This window comes from Halococcus dombrowskii (assembly GCF_022870485.1).
Taxonomy (GTDB): domain Archaea; phylum Halobacteriota; class Halobacteria; order Halobacteriales; family Halococcaceae; genus Halococcus; species Halococcus morrhuae.
In genome coordinates, this window is the sequence record NZ_CP095005.1 from 1,560,530 (window position 1) to 1,576,745 (window position 16,216).

The following is a 16,216-nucleotide window of genomic DNA, read 5'->3' on the forward strand; positions in this document are numbered from 1 at the left end:
GCGCCCGCGACATGTCGGTCATCACCCGCACCGTCACCCGCGTCGTCTTCCCGCTCATCCTGCTGACGGCGCTCGCGCTGCTCTTCCAGGGTCACAACCTCCCCGGCGGCGGGTTCATCGCGGGCGTTCTCACCGTGGCGGCGTTCGCGCTCGTCTACATCGTCAACGGGCTCGACTACCTCCAGGAAGACCTGCTCGGGCGTACCGGTGACGACGTCGAGGGCGGTCCGGCGATCGTCGCCGACTTCCTCAACGTGTTCGCCGGCGGGCTCGCGATCGCTGCTGGTGGCGGCGTCGTCGCCATCCTGCTGGGCCAACCGTTCCTCTCGCAAGCCGTCCTCTTCGTCCACGATCTCCCGATATTCCACGAACTCGAACTTGCCAGCGCGTTCGTCTTCGACCTCGGCGTCTATCTCGTCGTCGTCGGCGGACTCCTGACGATCCTCACGGTGGTGGGCGACGAATGACGCAGTTCGTCCTCGCCGGCGTGCTCGGCCTGCTGTTCGCGTTCGGCACCTTCCTGGTACTTCGCCGGGACATCGTCCGCGTCGTCTGGGGCGTGACGATCATCTCGCAGGCTGCGAACGTCTATCTCGTCACGATGGGTGGACTTGCCGGGAGCGTACCGATTCTCGGCCACGGACCGCCCGACAACCCCGCGACGATCACCGATCCGCTGGTGCAGGCGCTCGTCCTGACGGCGATCGTCATCAGCTTCGGGACGACGGCCTTCGCGCTCGTGCTCACCTACCGTATCCACGAGGAGCACGGCACGATCGATCTGCGCGAACTCGGCGAGACGGGAGGCGAGCACTGATGGCCGCTCAGATCGTCATCGCGCCGCTGCTGATCGCCCTCTTCACGGCGATCGCCACCCTCCCGCTGCGGCGATTCCCGCGCGCCCAGCGGGCAGCGAGTGTTCTCGGCGCGCTCGCCTATCTCGGCGCGGTGGCGCTGCTCGCCGGGCGGGTCGCCGACGAGTCGATCCTGGTCTACCAGCTCTCGGCGTGGCCCTCGCCGTTCGGCATCACGCTCGTCGCCGACGCGCTCTCGCTGTTCATGCTCGGGCTGACGGCGATCGTCTCGCTCGCGTCGGTCGCCTTCTCGGCGCGGTTCATGAGCGGGTTCGCCCAGCGGATCTCCTACCACACGCTCTATCACCTGATGGTCGTCGGCATCACCGGGTCGTTCCTCACGGGCGACATCTTCAACCTCTTCGTCTGGTTCGAGGTGATGCTCCTGTCGAGCTACGTGCTCGTCGCCTTCTATTCGGGGCCCGAGCACACGCGCGCGGCGCTGACCTACACCGTGCTCAATCTGCTCGGGAGCGCGCTCATGCTGCTGGCTATCGGCGGGCTCTACGCCACCGTCGGCACGCTCAACATGGCCGACATGGCCCGCCGGCTGGCCACCCCCGCGCAGTTCGGCGTCGATCCGGTGCCGGTGCTGGGGCTCACAGTCCTGTTGTTCTGTGTGTTCGCGCTCAAGGCGGGGATCGTCCCCTTCCAGTTCTGGGTGCCGGCGGCCTACCGCGCCGCGCCCGCGCCCGTCACGGCGATGCTCGCCGGCGTCGTCAAGAAAGTCGGCATCTACGCGATCATCCGGCTCTACTTCACCGTCTTCGCCGCCGCGACCCTGCCCGCAGGACTCGGGCTGCCGGGGTTCGTCGGCAACGACTTCCTCTCCTTCTTCGGCCCGATCATGTTCGTCATGGCCGCCGGCAGCATCCTCCTCGGCGGGATCGGCGCGGTGAGCCGCGACGACCTCGACGGCGTGCTCGCCTACTCGTCGATCGGCCAGATCGGCTTCGTGGTCCTCCCACTCGCGGTCGCAGCCACGGTTCCCGAGGTACGACCGCTCGCGATCGCGGCCGCGCTCGTCTACGCGCTCAACCACGGTCTCACGAAGTCGATGCTGTTCCTCGCGAGCGGCACGGTCAAGGAGGCCGTCGGCTCGGTCCGTTTCGAGCGCATCGGCGGGCTCGCGAAGCGGACGCCGGTGCTCTCGATCGGCTTCTTCATGGGCGCGATCTCGCTGATCGGCATCCCGCCGCTGTCGGGCTTCTTCGGCAAATTACTCGTCTTCAGAACGACCGCACATGCCGGCGCGCTCGGTGGGCGGGGTGGGGCGGTCGCGCTCGGGCTCTCGTTGGTCGGCGCGATCCTCACGATCGCGTACTTCTCGCGGGCCTGGAACCGCGGATTCTGGGGCACCGAGTCCGAGGGCGTGCGGACGGCAACGTACGCGCCCTCGCTCGTGGTGATCGTCGTCGCGCTCGCGGGACTCCTACTCCTCGTCGGCGTCGGCTTCGATCCCGTGTTGCGCGCGGCCGAGGCCGCCGCCGACATCGCGCTCGATAGGCAGGCATACGTCGACGCCGTTCTGGAGGGTCTCCAATGAGACGCTGGCCGGCGATCGGCGTGGTGTTCGCGGCGGTCTGGCTGTTCGTCCGCGGCGTTGCACTCACGCCCGAGCGCGTCGCCGAGGAGCTGCTCATCGGCCTGGCCGTCGGCATCCCGCTCGCGTACACCTTCCGGCGGTTCTACGCCGACGAGATCGCGCTCGGGCGCGTCGTCCGGGTGCTGCCGGCGACGGTCGCCTATCTGGCGGTCTTCGTCAAGGAGCTCGTCGTGGCGAACCTGGACGTCGTCTATCGGGTTCTCTCGCCGTCGCTGCCGATCGAACCCGACGTCGTCGCGGTGCCGCTGCGCGTCGAGAGCGATCCCGCGATCACGACGATCGCCAACTCGATCACGCTCACGCCGGGAACGCTGACGATGGACTACGACAACGATTCGAACACGCTCTACGTCCACGGCATCACCGGTCGCGACGAGGCGAGCCTCGTCGAGCCCATTCGGACGTGGGAGGACTACGCGCTCGTCATCTTCGACGAGGACGCCAGTCCCGAGGACGCGCCACCGGCGGCCCCGCGGGGTGATGTCGGTGGCGACTGAACTGCCCGGCTTCCTCAGTCTCGCCATCACCGTCGGGCTGGTCGTCGCCAGCGGCGTCACGCTGCTGGCCGGCTATCGCGTGATCTTCGGACCGACGACGCCCGACCGGGTGGTGGCGCTCGACACGATCGCGACGAACGTCGTCGCCATCGCCGTCCTGTTCGCGCTGCAGACCGACGACGGCTTCTTCATCGACGTGAGCCTCGTGCTCGCCATCATCGGCTTCATCAGCACGATCGCCGTCGCGCGCTACGTCTCCGAGGGGGACATCATCGAATGAATACGATCCACGCCGCGCTCGTCACGCTGTTCATCGCCATCGGAACGTTCTTCCTGCTCGTCGGGACGATCGGCCTCATCCGATTGCCCGACGTCTACAACCGGATGCACGCGACGAGCAAGGCCACCACCCTCGGAGCGGCCTCGCTCTTTCTCGCCGGGACGATCTACTTCGCGCCGAGCGCGCCCGGCGGTGCGGGCCTCACCTCGCTCGTCGGCATCGTCTTCCTGTTCATGACCGCGCCGACGGGCGCGCACGTCATCTCCCAGGCCGCCGAACGCATGGGTATCGAGTTCGCCGGCGACGCCGTCTGGCCCGACACGGGCGAATCGCGCCCGGAATCACCCGACGAGAGCGACGAGTGATGGACCGGTCGAGTCGCCGCACCCGTGTTCAACTGTTCGTCGTCGCCATCGCCGTGCTCGCGCTCGCCGTACGGCTGGTCGGTCTCGGCGCGCGCGTCGCCCACCAGGACGAGGCGCGCGTCGCCTACTGGGCCTACCGCTACATGGAGTCGGGCGTCTACTGGTATCGCCCGATCGTCCACGGACCGTTTCTCACGATCGTGGACAGTCACGTGTTCGCGCTGCTCGGGGCCTCGGACTTCACGATGCGGCTCGTCGTCGCCGTCGTCGGCGGGCTGCTCCCGCTCGCGGCGCTCCTGTTCGGCGACCGGTTGCGTGATTCCGAGACGCTCGCGCTCGCGCTCGTCCTCGCCGCCAACCCAGTCCTCCTCTACTACTCGCGGTTCTACCGCAACGACCTGCTGCTCGCGGGGTTCATGCTCGTCGCGTTCGGCTTCTTCGTCCGTGCGTACGACCGCGACCGACCCCTCCATCTCTATCTCGGGGTCGCCTTCTTCGCGCTCGCGTTCACGACCAAGGAGAACGCGCTCGTCTACCCCGTCACGTGGCTCGGGGCGCTCGCCCTCCTCGCCGATCGTCGGCTGCTGATGCGCACCCACAGCCCCGCGCAGACGCTCCGGAACGCTACTCGACGGATTCGTGCCGGCCTGGGGCGCTGGTGGCTCCACCTCGTGCTTGGAGTCGTGCTGTTCGTCGGGATCGTCGTGTTCTTCTACGCGCCACGCGGCCAGGCCGCGGGTGCGGAGCCGACGCTGGGCGCGACGTTTGCCGATCCGACGCTGCTGCCGGCGCTGGTCGAGGAGGCGCTGATCGGCTCGTGGCACGCGTTCGTCGAGCAGTGGGGCAGCGGCAGCGGCGACGCCTACCTCGACACCGCGAGCGCGCTCTGGTCGGTGCTCGGCGCGGGCGCGCCCGTCCTGCTCGGTTTCTCGGTCGTCGGCTTTCTCGCCGATCGGTACACCGGCGATCGCCCGCGCGACGTCGTCGCGTTCTCCTTCTTCTGGGGCGCGGCGAGCGCGCTCGGCTACCCGGTGATCGTCGACAACCCGTTCCCGTGGGAGGTCATCCACGTCATCGTTCCGCTCGCGGTGCCGGCGGCGGTCGGACTGGCGCTGGTCGGCCGCATCGGCCTCTCGCGACTCCGTGCCTCGCTCGGTGCTGCCCGCTCGCGGGTCGATCGCGACGCGGTCGTCGCCGTCGTCGCAGCGCTCGTGCTGGTCGTGGTCGCCGGTCAGGTCGCCGCGAGTGCCTACGACACCTCATACGCGAACCCACAGAGCGCCGATAACGAACTCGTCCAGTACGCCCAGTCGTCGAGCGAGATGAAGCCACTACTCGGCGAGATACAACGGGCCGTCCGGGCGAACGATGGCACTGACGTCCTGTACTACGGCGACGACCCCGACTTCGACGGCGACGAACTCTACGCGCCCGATCCCGGTTCACACCTGACACCGACCGCGGGCGACGGCTGGTTCGAGCGCCTGCCGTTCGCCTGGTATCTCGAAGGCGACGAGGCGCGGACGAACAGCACGAACGACGCCGCAGCGGTACGGCGAGCGGTACAGGGAGCCGATCGCCCACCGGTCGTCATCGCGTTCGGCCCGTCCGAAGCCTGCTCGAAGGAATACGACAACGCTGCCGATATCGATCAGTACATGAACGGCTACGAGCGCCACGAGGTCCAGCGGTTCCTCTTCGATAGCGGCTGTACGATCAGCAGTATGGTGGTCTACGTCGACGAGGGTGCTGCCAGTTCGCGCGCCAACTCCTCGGCGACGCGCGCACCGAGCCCCGCTTTGTCGCCTTCGTAGCTCTCGACGTCCGTCTCTCGCACCACGAGTGCGCGCGTCTCGTCTTCGCCCATCACGCTCGCGTCGTTGGCCACCACGAACGCCAGTTCCGCACGCGAGAGTGTCTCGCGGGCGGCTCGGATCATCTCCTCGTCGATGCCGCTCGTCTCAGTCTTGAACCCGACGATCGGAAGATCGGGCCGGGCGTCCCGGGCCGCATCGAGGACCTTCGGCGTGGGTTCGAGCGCGAGTGTGAGTTCCTGGCCGGATCTGATCTTCTCGTTGCTCGCCTCGACGGTGTAGTCGCCGATCGCTGCCGCCGAGACGAGCGCGTCGGCGTCCGCGACCGCTCCCTCCACTGCGGCGAGCATCTCGGCGGCGCTCTCGACGTGTTCGACGTCGGCATAGGGAACGTCCGGCCCGTCGTGGACGAGCCTCACGTCCGCGCCGCGCGCATAGCATGCCCGCGCGACCGCCCGCCCGGTCTTGCCCGACGAGCGGTTCGTGAGCACGCGCACCGGGTCGATCGCCTCGCTCGTGGCCCCGCTGGTCACGACGATCCGTTCGCCAGCGAGGTCGTTTTCGCCCGTCGTGCGTGCCGTGTCGAGCGCGATGGCGTCGAGACTCGCGATCTTCGCCTTCCCCTCCTCGACGCGTGGCGGGACGAACTCGACGCCCCACGACTCGACACGCTCGATGGCGTCGAGCACGCCGGGATGGTCGTACATCGGCTCGTGCATCGCCGGCGCGACGACCACCGGTACGTCGGCCCCGAGCGCGGTCGTCGCGGTCGTGGTCACTGGCGTGTCGTCGATGGCCGCCGCGATCTTCCCGACGGTGTTCGCCGTCGCGGGTGCGATCAGCAATACGTCGGCCCAGCCGTCGCGTCCGCAGAGTTCGACGTGTTCGACCTGGCCCGTGAGTTCGGTCACGACCGGGTTCTCGGTGGCGAATTCGAGCGCCCATGGATGGATGATCCCCTGCGCGCTGTCGGTCATCACGCCGCGAACGCGCGCGCCGCGCCGCCGGAGTTCGTGGGCGAGTTCGATGGTCTTGACCGCCGCGATCGATCCCGTGACGCCGAGCGCGACGCGTACCCCGTCGAGCATTGCCGCCCGTTGACCGGCTTAGCGGTTAAACCCCGGCCCTCGGTCATTGCGCCCGCGTAGTGCCACGATACCGAGGACGATCAGCCCGATCACGCCGGCGATCACGAACACCGTTCTGACGATGCCGATGCCGGAGCTCTCGGTCGCCTCGCTCTCCCCGCGTGCGGCCGTGGGCGTCGCGTTCGCTGACGGCGCTTGCTCCGTGGCCGCTGAGCCGGGGATGGTCGTCGGTGTCGGTGCCGGCGTCGCCGTCGGAGTCGCGGTCGCCGTCGGCGTCGACAGGTTTCGCTGGACGGCGGGCCCCTGATCGGCCGAGACCGTCACCGGCCCGCCGGCGTTCGCTCCCGCGTCCGACAGGGCAGCGAACGAGCCGAACTCGCTGATGTTCGCCGAGACCGTACTCGCCGCGCCGTTGGTCTGCGAGTCAGCGACGCGCGACCAGTGTTGGCCGTCGTGTCGCCACAGCGCGACCGGGTTGCGGGCGTTGCCGTAGCTCATCGTCAGCGAGATCGCCGCCTGGCCACCCCGGGTGCCGGTCGCTTCGACGTAGCTGTCGAGGTTGCCCGCCCCGCGCGGGAGCGGCGGCGGCGAGGTCACGGCCCCCAGTGCGACGTTTCGCTCGGAAAAGGAGAACGTCCCCGTCGCGAGATCGAGGTTTCTGACGATGTTCTCGTTGTCGTTGCGCTCGGAGTAGTAGTCCCACCGGCTGTTGTTCCGGGCGACGCTGTTGACGACCGTGTTGTTCGCGCTCTCGCGCTCGAAGTGGATCCCCCACCGGTTCTCAACGGCCGTCATCCTGCGCAGCGTGTTGTTCTGGCTCTGCCCGCCGAGCGCGATCGCGATGGCGCTGCCGGTGGCGGTGTTGTTCGCGAGCGTGTAGTTGCTCGACGCGCCGAGGGCGATCCCCTCGGTGCTGTTCTCGGTGATCGTCCGGCGGATCGTCCCGTTGTCGGTTTCGAGCGCGAAGACACCGATCGACCAGTTGTGTGCCTGGAGGTTCTCGACGGTGACGTTCGTGACTGGCCCTCGACTCCCGTCGATCTCGACACCGTGACCCGCACCGGTGCCGGCGACCGTGTGGCCCTGGCCGTCAAGGGTGACGTTGCCCGCGGTGATCTCGATACAGGCCGCATTGGGATCGTCGAGATCGCCGGTGACGGTTCCGGTCAGCGCGTACTGTCCGGAAGAGTCGATCGTTCGACAGGAATTGACCGTCGTGGTGTTTCCGGCCTGCTGTGCGCTCACCGTGCCGGCCGTGGCCGCGACCAGCACGACGACGATTCCAACGAGCACGGCTGCTCTCGCCCCGACCATCCGCGATCCACGTGGCATCATCTCTCGTTCACATCGCTTCCGACCGTGGGGTCATTTATTTCACGGTATCAGTCGGCCAATCGCCCACACTCCTCGTCGGCATGCAAACGGGGATGCCCTCGGATAGCAGTCCGTAACGATCGATGTCGGCGAGTCGACTCCCATGCGAGGCTGTTTGCATGATGAACTCCGTCGATTCCGTCCGACAGTATTAGGCAGTTGCCACACCAGTAGCGCTCGTGGACAGCATCGAAGTCAGCACCGAGGTCTATCTCCCGCCGGCGGACGTCTACGAGTTCCTGATCGACTTTCCCCGTTACGCGGACTACTCCGAATATCTGGAAGGCGTCGAGAGCCACGGCGACGGCTCGCCGGGAACGACCTACGATCTCCAGTTCGCCTGGTGGAAACTCACCTACACGGCACGCTCGGAGGTTACGGACGTCGACCCGCCCAACCGGATCGACTGGAAGATCGTCAAGGACATCCACGCACATGGCCACTGGGCGGTCGAGGAGATCGATCCACCGGACGGTCGCGAGCACGCCTCACGGGTACGGTTTCACGTCGCCTTCGACGCCGACTCGGTCGATTCGAGCCAGTTCGATCTGCCGAGCCTCGTCTCGCTGTCGTGGGTCGTCGAGAAGGTCAAACCGCTCATCGAGAGCGAAGCCGAGCGGATCGTCGAGCGTATCGTCGAAGACCTCGAAGGCGAGCCCCGACCCGTCGATCTCACCGTCCACACGAGACCCGATTCGGTCTGAGACGGGTTCTTCCCTCTCACGGGGCGTTGCGTCCCCCTACCCGTGGGTGGCGTCCCAGCGCGTCGCCTTCCGGAGGTTGCCACACTCGTTGCATTTCACGCGGCCCATCGTGTCCATCGCGTTGTCGAGGCTCTCGCAGTTCGTACAGAAGTAGCCGTACTTGTGCTCCTCGTCGAACGCGGGGTCGCTGTAGGTTGTGAGGAAGGGGCCTTTCGAGCCGCGTTCGACCTGTTCCTCGTTGATGTAGAGCCCGTCGTCGTCGAGCGTGCGCACGGGATCGCTCGATTCGGTCGTCGGCTGGACATCGACGTCGTCGGCGTGGAGATAGATGTTCTCGACGTAGTCGCCGTCGTCGATCTCGACGGTGTCGGTGCCGACCTGCTCGAAGTCGAACGCCGCGTAGAACTCGTTGCCCTCGGTGTTGTCCTCCAGCACTTTCGCGCGCAGCTGTGCGGCACCCATCTCGAAGAGCGCCTCGCGGGTGTGCTCGAACAGGTCACTGGCGATCCCCTGACTGCGATAGTCGGGATCGACGTGGAGCCAGAGCAGGTCGCCGTTGCCGCCCTCGTTGACGAGATCGCTCTCGGTGAATCCGCGTAGCTCGCCCGCGTCCTCGGCGACCATCAGGAGCGTGTCGTCCTCGTCAAGTTTCGTTGCGATCGCTTCCTCGTCGTACCACTGGGAAATCGCGCCGTCGATCGTGCGCGGACTGAGCGAGTACGACTGTTCCAGCGACCGGCGGGCGATCTCCCGTATCGCCCCGCCGTCGTCGGCCGTTGCTTCACGCAGTTCCATACCACTCGTTCGGCACTCGATGGGATAAACCCCGGTGTCACTGGCAACACTCCACGCCGGTATGGTGATCACAGTCATGGGGTCGTAACGCTAAAGGGTCGAACATACGTCTAGTCGGATAACATGAACGGAACACGAAAGATCAGGAGGGAGTCGGATTGGGCGTCGAGGTGAGAGAATCGCCGGTTTCGACCGCCGAGTTCGAAGAGATGAAGCGGTTCGTCTCCGGCTATCTCGAAGCGAGCATCGAAAACGAGGGGACGGGCGGGCGCATGCGCTGGTATCCCTGGCACTCGGCGAGCTATCGGTTCAACCACATCTTGAACGTCGTCGAGATCGCCGCCGACATCGCCGCGAGCGAGGGTGCGAACGTTGACGTCGTGCGCGTCGCGGCGCTCTTCCACGACGTCTCGAAACTGGAGGCCGAACAGGACCTCCACGCCGAGGCGGGCGCACACGTCGCCCGCGAGTTCCTCGAATCCCACGGCGACTATCCCGAGTCGTTCGTCGACGAGGTCTGCACGTCCGTGAGCGAGCACTCCTATCAGGGGCCGCTCGACGAACTCCCACTCGAAACGCGCTGTCTCATCGAGGCGGACCTGCTCGACAAGATCGGCGCGAACGGCGCGGTGTTGCTCCTCCTGCGGATGGGCTACGAGTCGCGCACGCACATGGACGCCGCCGAGATGATCGGGCGCGTGCTCGAACGCGGGCGCGACGCTCAGGAGCGCATCGAGAGCGATCACGCCGAGAGCCTCATCCACCAGCGTCTCAAGCGCGTGAAGTGGCTGCGCGAGTGGCTCGACGACGAGATCGCCGGCGTCGGATTCGGCTCAGAGGAGTGAACTGAGCATCGCGAGCGCCTCGCCAAGAAAGGCCACGCCGAAGCCCGCGAGCACGAGCGCGCTCGCGTAGGCCACAGTAGAACCGACGCCCGTGAGGCGGCGCTCGGCGGCAACCAGCGTCGTCGGAAAGCCGACGACCCATGCGGCGATCCCGGCGAAAAAGCCGACGAGGAGCGCCGGGCTGCCCGTCGCGACGACCAGCGTGCCGGCGAGCTCGCTCGATAGCGGTTCGAGCACGTCGATCCGTCCGGGCTCGAGCATACCGACGCCGATGGTGAGCCAGAACACCACCTGATAGGGGTTCGTGATCGCGAGGGCGAACGCCTTGGCGAACCCGCGGCGCTCGCCGGTGGCCGCCGCGTGGTCGTCGTTCGCGCCGCGAGCCGCATCGTAGGCGAAATAGAGCATCAACAGGCCGCCGACAGCGAAGGCTGCGCCACGGATCGCCGGGACGCGCTCGACGATCGCGACCACGCCGACCAGCGCGAGCACGAAGAAGCAGGCGTCGGCAGCCATCGCTCCGAGACCGGCCCAGACGCCCGAGAGCCAGCCCCGCAGGACGCTCTCCTCGGCGATGACTGCGTTCATCGGTCCCGGTGGCGCGGCGATGGCCAGCCCGAAGACCATCCCCGTGAGCACCGTCGTCACCGTCCCGAGAACGGACATTCGACCGATGAGAGGGGTGGAGCCGTGAAAAGTCGATCGGATGGCGCGGTGGCCGCCGCGCCGGCGGTTGCGGTTCGGTGGCGGGTGCGGTGCGGTTCCTGGCGTCTCGGCGAGTGGAACGAGCCGAGGCTCAGGAGAGTGGTTCGAAAGACGCTTCGCGTCTTTCGTCATTGTCGAGCAAAGCTCGACTTGCAGTCAGAACGTATCACGTTCTGACGACATCACGAGAGGGCTTCGCTCTCTCGAACGACTATGCTCTCCTGGCGGATGAAGGGCGAGCGACCGAAGGAAGCGAGGGCTTCAGCGGTGCTGTGCGGTTTGCGGGGGCGGTTGCGATGTGGAGCGGTCGTATCCGCGCGAGCGCAGCGAGCGTGGTTCACGAGAGACGCTTCGCGCCTCTCTGGCTCTCGTTCACTCCCTACGGTCGTTCACGAGAACACCGTGAACGAGGCCGAAGGCCGAGTGAGCGGGAGTTTTTGGTCCAGATTTTTGCAAGCGGGGGTCAAGCGAGCGAACGCCAGTGAGCGAGCGCGACCCCCGCAGTAAAAAGGTGGGTTCTAGATACCTTTGCCCATCAGGTGGCTTCTGAGGATGTCGGCTTCCTTGTTCGCGCTTGCGCTGTTCACAAGCACGACTGTGTCGTCAGCTCCGAACACGTCCTGCTCGGCGAGTTCCCACGCGCCGCTGGCTGCTGCTGCACTGCTCGAGCCCATCTCGACACCCGTGTGCTGGGCCACCGTGATCGCGCTGTCCAGGATCGATTCGTCGTCGGTGGCGACAGCACCGCCGTCGGCGTCGTCGAGGGCGTCCAGAACGAGCGGGCTCCCGTGGGGGTCGGCGATCTCGATGCCGCCGCAGATCGTGTCCGGCACCTCCCAGGGTTCGTGGGCGTCGTCACCCGCCTCCCAAGCATCGACGATCGGCGCACAGCCGCTCGCCTGGGCGGCGTACAGCGCCGGGAAATCGTCGGTGAGACCGAGCTCAGCGAACTCCGTCGCGCCCTTGTGCAGGCCGGCGAGCCCGACGCCGCTGCCGGTGGGGTGGACGATGCCGTCGGGCACTTCCCAGTCGAGCTGTTCGACGATCTCGTAATAGATCGTTTTCGTCCCTTCATGGCGGTAGGGTGTCTCGAAGGGGTTCGTCGAGTACCACTCTTCGTCATCCAGCGCGTCGGCACAGGCTGCGGCGGCGTCGTCGAACCGGCCCTCGACGACGTTCATGTCGCCGCCGTGGACGTTGATCATCGCCTTGTTGCCGAAGTTCGCGCGGGTGGGGACAAACGCGTGGGAGTTCAGCCCGGCGCGGGCAGCGTAGGCGGCCGCCGACTGGCCGGCGTCGCCCGTCGTGGCGAGCGCGACGTCGCTCGCGCCGTGTTCGCGGGCGGCCGACACCGCGAGCGCGTGACCGCGGTCGGTGAGGCTCCCTGTCGGGTTGCGACCCTCGTCCTTGATCAGCAGTCGTTCGACGCCGAGTTCGTCGGCGAGCTCGGGACAGTCGACCAGTGGTGTCGTTCCCTCGTCGACCGTCACCGCCGCCGTGCGGGGCATGGGAAGCAGTTCCTCGTAGCGCCAGAGCCCGTCGAACGGACGGGTTTCGAGCTCGTCGCGCGCGAGATCGATGCGGCTCAGGTCGTAGCGCGGATCCAGAATCCCGCCACAGTCGGGGCAGTCGTGCGTCGCGCTTTCGGGGTCGAAGCGCTCGCCGCAGTCCGTACAGACGAGCCCGTCGAACGCCGCCGTCGTCTCCATGACCGGGCTACCGACGCGAGCGACTAATCGGTTCCCTTCATCGCCCGGACCGCCAGCGGTTTGCCGTCGGCGGCGCATCGGCGAGCATGACCGAGCCGAGGGGCGAGACGATCACGTTCGACATCGCGGCGGGCGACGAGCACGCGGAGCTCGAACTGCCTCGGGCGCTGGTTGCGGCGCTCGCCGACGAGACCGATAGCGCGCCCGACGTCGTCGCCGACATCGCCCAGTTCGATTGCACGCGGCGTGCTTACGAGATGGACGCGGACGAAACTGCGGCGACCGAATCGATCGAACACGATGCGCTCGTGCTGTTCGAGGACCACTTCGGGGTCGCCTTCGAGTCGCTGATCGACGCGGAAGAGTGACGACGCGCCGCCGTCACGCAGTCGTTTTGTGGGCGGCCCGCACAGGGCGAGTATGACACAGGTCACCGTCGTCGGCGGCGGGCTCGCGGGACTGGTCGCGGCGCGCCACCTCGCCGCGGACGGCGCGGACGTCGAACTCCTGGAACGCCGCGAGTCGGTCGGCGGGCGCGTGCGCAGCCGTCAGATCGACGGCTACACTTTCGATCGCGGCTTTCAGGTGCTCTTCACCGGCTATCCGGCCGCACAGCGCGAGCTCGACTACCGTGATCTCGACCTGCAATATTTCACACCCGGCGCGACGCTCGCTCGGCCCGGTTCTCGAAGCGTGCTCGCGGACCCGCGGCGCGACCCCGCCTCGCTGACCGAGACGCTGTTCAACGCGAACGTGAGCTTTGGGGATATGACCAGCCTGCTCGGGCTCTGGCGCGAACTCGCGAACGAGGACGAGAGCGAGGTCTTCGTGGGAGAGGACGAGTCGATCGACGAATTCCTCCGGGATCGTGGATTTTCGAACCGGTTCATCGAGCGGTTTTTCGCCCCGTTCTACGGCGGGATCACGCTCGATCGGACGCTTGCGACGTCGGCGGCGGTGTTTCGCTACACGTTCCGGATGCTCGCCGGCGGGTCGATCGCCGTGCCCGCGGCGGGCATGGGCGCGATCGCCGACCAGCTCGCCGACGCCGCGCGCGAGGCGGGCGTCGAGATCACGCTCGACAGCGAGGTCGAGGCGATCGAGGGGGCGAGAGACGGCGTGGCGGTCGAACTGGCCGGCGAGAGCCGCGAGACGGACGCGGTCGTGGTCGCCGCCGATCCAAAGCAAGCCAGCGAACTCATTGACGTGGCGTCGATCCCGACCGACGCCCGCGGCTGCGTGACGCAGTATCTCTCCCTGCCGACCCATCAGCGCCTCGATACCGGGAAAAAACTCCTCCTGAACGCCGGCGGCACCGAACCGAACCACGTCGCACCGCTGTCGGCCGTCGCCCCCGACTACTCCCCTGCTGGACGCGAACTGCTCAGCGCGACCTTCCTCGGCGAGCAGGATCGAAGCGACGAGGAGCTCGCCAAGCGCACCCGCGAGGCGCTCGGGGCCTGGTATCCCGAGCGGCGCTTCGACGACCTCGAACTCCTCGCGACCGACCGCATCCCGTTCGCGCAGTTCGCCCAGCCGCCGGGGTTCTACCGCGACCTCCCGTCGACTAACGCACCCGACGGGAACGTCTATCTCGCCGGCGACTACACGAACTGGTCGTCGATCCAGGGGGCGCTGGAGAGCGGTCGCACGGCTGCCCATGCGGTGCTCGATTCCTGACTGGTCGATCCTGTCCTGTCGACCCGGTGGTTTTTGCGCCGCGCGCGTGAGCGACAGATGGATGGAGCCATCGAAGCGCCTGGCCAGCAACCTCGTCGCCGAGTCGAAGGCGTACGGCTACACGCTCACGATCTGGGGCGGTGGTGCGATCCTCGTCGCCCACTACGGCACGCCGAGCATTCTGGCGGTCGCGGCCTACGTCGGCGGCGCGCTCGTCGCGATGGCGCTCCTCGCGGTCGTCGCGTTCGGCGGACTGCTCGCCGAACAGCGCCAGCCCGACGGCGAACCGCCACCGGTCGCCTCGATGGTCCACATCGCCGCCACCGGTGGCAGCCTGCTCGTGAGCTATCTCGTCTCGATCGGGGGGAAGGGCCGCCTGCCGCCGGTGCTCGTGTTCGCGCTGGTCGGTTTCCTCGCGACGGCGCTGTACAACACGCTGCTCGTCGCCGAGGACAGCATCGGGCGCGCCGTCGAGTGACGGTAGGATTTTCATGACGGCCGCCCGATCCCTCCCATGACCGACGTTCTCGACGACAAACGCGACGCGACCCGCTTTCGCATTCTGGCAGCCATCGCCGAGCGCCAGCCGGCGGTGAGCCAGGGCGAGATCGCCGACAGCGTCGGCGTCACCGCACAGGCCGTCAGCGAATACGTCCGCGAACTCGACGGCGAGGGGTTCGTCACGAAGGAGGGCCGCTCGCGCTATCGTGTCACCGAGGAGGGCGTCGACTGGCTGCTCCGGTCGGCCGCCGACCTCCAGCGATTCGTCGATCACGTGACCGACGACGTCCTGTCGAGCGTCGGCGAGGACGCCGCCATCGCCACCGACACGATCGAGGAGGGTCAGCAGGTGTCGCTCTCGCTCGACGACGGACTCCTCCGAGCGACCCCCGGCGATGCGGGGCCGGCGACGGGCGTGGCGACGGGGGCGGCCGAGGGCGACGAGGTCGTCGGTGTCACGGGGTTCGAGGGCGTCATCGATCTCGAACCCGGCACCGTCGTCGTCCAGCAGGTCCCACCCGTGCGCTCGGGTACGGCGAGTTCGTCCGACGCGCTCGCGGCGGCCTGTGAGGGAGTCGATCTCGTGGCGGCGGCGGGCGTCGAGGCTGTCGTCGCGCTGCGCGGGATCGACGTCGAACCGATCAGGTTTGCGGCGGGCGCGGTCGCGGCCGACGCCGCCGGTCGCGGTCTGGACTGTGCAGTGGTCGTCACGGGCGATCGCGTCGGAGAAGTGACCGACGCGTTGCGGGACGCTGGCGTCGCCTACGAGGTCTCCACCGACTAGCCGGCGCGTTCCTTCGCGGTTGTGTAGGCCTCGCGCACGCGCTTGAACTCCTCGTGATCGCCGCCGTGGTCGGGGTGGACCCGTTTGACCTTCTCGCGGTAGGCAGCGGTGACTTCGCGCGCGCTCGCTCCGGTCGGGACGTCAAGGACGGCGAAGGCAGCGCTCGCGGGGTCGATCTCGCCGTCATCGATATCGAGGGTCGGCGTCTCGAAGGGGAGTCGTGAACCGAGGTAGACGCCGGGCAGTTCGTGTTCGACCAGCACGGCATGGGTCGACGAGCGCCGGAGGCGGTAGTACGTCCGCGGGTCGAACGTGATCGCGACGTCGCGTTCGGGCAGATAGAAGGCGACCGATCGGCTCTCGATCGGATGGTTCTCGACGAACGACTCGCCGATCGTATCGAGATAGTCGCGGATCTCACGGCGGCGTTTCGCGTCGCCACTCGATTCGTTCTCCGCCCGATCAGTGCCCGTGTCGTCGATCGGGACCGTCGGGAACAGTCGCGCACCGAGGGCGAAGACGCCGGCGACGAACAGCAGCGAGCCGGCACCGAGCGCCATCCCGAGCAGCCAGACGGGCAGCGATACCACGTCGAGCACGCCCGCCGATAGCCGA

Annotated in this window: 19 protein-coding genes; 13 read left to right on the top strand and 6 right to left on the bottom strand. The window is 67.5% G+C overall.

The window, feature by feature from the left end; all coding sequences use genetic code 11:
* The first annotated feature begins 11 nt into the window (after positions 1-11).
* Genes MUK72_RS08095 through MUK72_RS08125 form a run of 7 tightly spaced genes read left to right on the top strand, consistent with a single transcriptional unit; the run spans position 12 to position 5,416 of the window.
* Positions 12-467: an MnhB domain-containing protein gene (locus MUK72_RS08095; protein ID WP_244705303.1), complete on the top strand. Its 456-nt coding sequence runs from the start codon at positions 12-14 to the stop codon at positions 465-467.
* Entirely contained in the window at positions 464-817 is a 354-nt protein-coding gene (locus MUK72_RS08100; RefSeq protein WP_244698652.1) for a sodium:proton antiporter, read from the top strand. The genes MUK72_RS08095 and MUK72_RS08100 overlap by 4 nt, the downstream gene beginning before the upstream one ends.
* Positions 817-2,400: a complex I subunit 5 family protein gene (locus MUK72_RS08105; protein WP_244698655.1), complete on the top strand. Its 1,584-nt coding sequence runs from the start codon at positions 817-819 to the stop codon at positions 2,398-2,400. Before MUK72_RS08100 ends, MUK72_RS08105 begins: the two co-directional genes overlap by 1 nt.
* On the top strand, positions 2,397-2,957 hold the full coding sequence (locus MUK72_RS08110; RefSeq protein ID WP_004052844.1) for a Na+/H+ antiporter subunit E: 561 nt from the start codon (positions 2,397-2,399) through the stop codon (positions 2,955-2,957). The genes MUK72_RS08105 and MUK72_RS08110 overlap by 4 nt, the downstream gene beginning before the upstream one ends.
* Positions 2,941-3,237 carry an MrpF/PhaF family protein gene (locus MUK72_RS08115; RefSeq protein WP_244698673.1) on the top strand — a complete coding sequence of 99 codons (297 nt, stop codon included), beginning with the start codon at positions 2,941-2,943 and terminating at the stop codon, positions 3,235-3,237. Before MUK72_RS08110 ends, MUK72_RS08115 begins: the two co-directional genes overlap by 17 nt.
* Complete coding sequence (gene mnhG / locus MUK72_RS08120) at positions 3,234-3,602, top strand: monovalent cation/H(+) antiporter subunit G (RefSeq protein ID WP_004052839.1); 369 nt, start codon at positions 3,234-3,236, stop codon at positions 3,600-3,602. The genes MUK72_RS08115 and mnhG overlap by 4 nt, the downstream gene beginning before the upstream one ends.
* Positions 3,602-5,416 (top strand): flippase activity-associated protein Agl23, encoded by a 1,815-nt coding sequence (locus MUK72_RS08125; protein WP_244698678.1) that lies wholly within the window; start codon positions 3,602-3,604, stop codon positions 5,414-5,416. Before mnhG ends, MUK72_RS08125 begins: the two co-directional genes overlap by 1 nt.
* On the opposite strand, the gene coaBC is transcribed toward MUK72_RS08125, so the two are convergent.
* Both coaBC and MUK72_RS08135 read right to left on the bottom strand, forming a co-directional pair.
* Positions 5,335-6,504, bottom strand: a complete 1,170-nt coding sequence (gene coaBC / locus MUK72_RS08130) for a bifunctional phosphopantothenoylcysteine decarboxylase/phosphopantothenate--cysteine ligase CoaBC (RefSeq protein WP_244698696.1) — start codon at positions 6,502-6,504, stop codon at positions 5,335-5,337. The genes MUK72_RS08125 and coaBC overlap by 82 nt on opposite strands.
* Positions 6,505-6,522: 18 nt before the next feature.
* Entirely contained in the window at positions 6,523-7,836 is a 1,314-nt protein-coding gene (locus MUK72_RS08135; protein ID WP_244698699.1) for a NosD domain-containing protein, read from the bottom strand.
* A gap of 221 nt (positions 7,837-8,057) precedes the next feature.
* Between MUK72_RS08135 and MUK72_RS08140 the strand changes: the two genes are divergently transcribed.
* The gene (locus tag MUK72_RS08140) at positions 8,058-8,582 is read left to right on the top strand and encodes a type II toxin-antitoxin system RatA family toxin (protein ID WP_244698703.1); all 525 of its coding nucleotides are present in this window, start codon (positions 8,058-8,060) and stop codon (positions 8,580-8,582) included.
* A 36-nt stretch (positions 8,583-8,618) separates the two neighbouring features.
* Here MUK72_RS08140 and MUK72_RS08145 read toward each other — a convergent pair whose 3' ends face one another.
* Entirely contained in the window at positions 8,619-9,377 is a 759-nt protein-coding gene (locus tag MUK72_RS08145) for a GNAT family N-acetyltransferase (RefSeq protein ID WP_244698706.1), read from the bottom strand.
* A gap of 158 nt (positions 9,378-9,535) precedes the next feature.
* Between MUK72_RS08145 and MUK72_RS08150 the strand changes: the two genes are divergently transcribed.
* Entirely contained in the window at positions 9,536-10,222 is a 687-nt protein-coding gene (locus tag MUK72_RS08150; RefSeq protein ID WP_244698709.1) for an HD domain-containing protein, read from the top strand.
* Here MUK72_RS08150 and MUK72_RS08155 read toward each other — a convergent pair.
* Together MUK72_RS08155 and MUK72_RS08160 are read right to left on the bottom strand one after the other, a co-directional pair.
* Positions 10,211-10,888, bottom strand: coding sequence for a LysE family translocator (locus MUK72_RS08155; protein WP_244698712.1), 678 nt, complete (start codon positions 10,886-10,888; stop codon positions 10,211-10,213). The two genes, MUK72_RS08150 and MUK72_RS08155, sit on opposite strands and share 12 nt — an antisense overlap.
* Positions 10,889-11,445: 557 nt before the next feature.
* Positions 11,446-12,636: a threonine synthase gene (locus MUK72_RS08160; RefSeq protein ID WP_244698722.1), complete on the bottom strand. Its 1,191-nt coding sequence runs from the start codon at positions 12,634-12,636 to the stop codon at positions 11,446-11,448.
* Between the two features lie 86 nt (positions 12,637-12,722).
* Between MUK72_RS08160 and MUK72_RS08165 the strand changes: the two genes are divergently transcribed.
* The 4 genes from MUK72_RS08165 (at position 12,723) to MUK72_RS08180 (ending at position 15,601) form a co-directional block, all read left to right on the top strand.
* Entirely contained in the window at positions 12,723-13,004 is a 282-nt protein-coding gene (locus tag MUK72_RS08165; protein ID WP_244698725.1) for a DUF7545 family protein, read from the top strand.
* 52 nt (positions 13,005-13,056) lie between these two features.
* Positions 13,057-14,316: an NAD(P)/FAD-dependent oxidoreductase gene (locus tag MUK72_RS08170; RefSeq protein WP_244698728.1), complete on the top strand. Its 1,260-nt coding sequence runs from the start codon at positions 13,057-13,059 to the stop codon at positions 14,314-14,316.
* A 61-nt stretch (positions 14,317-14,377) separates the two neighbouring features.
* On the top strand, positions 14,378-14,794 hold the full coding sequence (locus MUK72_RS08175) for a hypothetical protein (protein WP_244698729.1): 417 nt from the start codon (positions 14,378-14,380) through the stop codon (positions 14,792-14,794).
* A 36-nt stretch (positions 14,795-14,830) separates the two neighbouring features.
* Positions 14,831-15,601, top strand: coding sequence for a DUF7839 domain-containing protein (locus MUK72_RS08180; RefSeq protein ID WP_244698731.1), 771 nt, complete (start codon positions 14,831-14,833; stop codon positions 15,599-15,601).
* On the opposite strand, the gene MUK72_RS08185 is transcribed toward MUK72_RS08180, so the two are convergent.
* Complete coding sequence (locus tag MUK72_RS08185) at positions 15,598-16,161, bottom strand: J domain-containing protein (RefSeq protein WP_244705305.1); 564 nt, start codon at positions 16,159-16,161, stop codon at positions 15,598-15,600. The two genes, MUK72_RS08180 and MUK72_RS08185, sit on opposite strands and share 4 nt — an antisense overlap.
* Positions 16,162-16,216 lie beyond the last annotated feature (55 nt).